Source organism: Streptococcus infantis, assembly GCF_019929575.1.
GTDB classification, from domain to species: domain Bacteria; phylum Bacillota; class Bacilli; order Lactobacillales; family Streptococcaceae; genus Streptococcus; species Streptococcus infantis_L.
Genome location: NZ_JAHZPU010000077.1, coordinates 1 through 644 on the forward strand (window position 1 = coordinate 1; position 644 = coordinate 644).

Here is a 644-nt window from a genome sequence, read left to right on the forward strand (position 1 = left end):
CGAGACATTCGCTCGAGTGAAAAAGTCTTTTACCGTCAAGTTTTAGATCTTTTCGCAACATCTAGTGACTACAATGCAAATTCAACAGAGGCAAAGAAATTCTTTGCGACAGTTCAAAACAAGATGCATTATGCCATTCACCACAATACTGCCAGTGAACTCATCTACAATCGTGTTGATAGCGAAAAGGAGTTTATGGGCTTGACCACTTTTAAGGGAGACCTCCCTACTCTATCTGAAGCAAAAGTTGCCAAGAACTATCTGACAGAAAAGGAACTCCGTGGACTCAATCAGCTTGTATCAGGATATCTAGACTTTGCGGAAAGACAGGCAGAACGTGAAGAAGTCATGACCATGGCAGACTGGGTGACACACGTAGATCGTATCCTTCAGGCTACTGGCGAAGATTTGCTAGATAACAGTGGCTCTGTCTCTCGTGAACAGATGAAGCAGAAGGTAGATAAGGAGTATAAGAGCTACCAAGCCAAGACCTTTAGTCAAGTTGAAAAAGATTACCTCAAGGAAATTAAAAACATTGAAAATCTAGCCAAGGAAGGAGGTAACTAATGAACATCCTAGAAGAAATCCAAAACTGTCCTGTTGAATGGAAAGAGTTGGGGGAAGTTTGTTCTGTTAAGAAAGGT

The 644-nt window shown here is 41.5% G+C and carries 1 protein-coding gene; it reads left to right on the top strand.

Annotation, left to right across the window (positions count from 1 at the left end; translation table 11 throughout):
* Positions 1–567 (top strand): RhuM family protein (gene rhuM / locus K1I67_RS09760; protein WP_223339751.1); only part of this gene is annotated, 567 nt, incomplete at its 5' end.
* Positions 568–644: the final 77 nt, after the last annotated feature.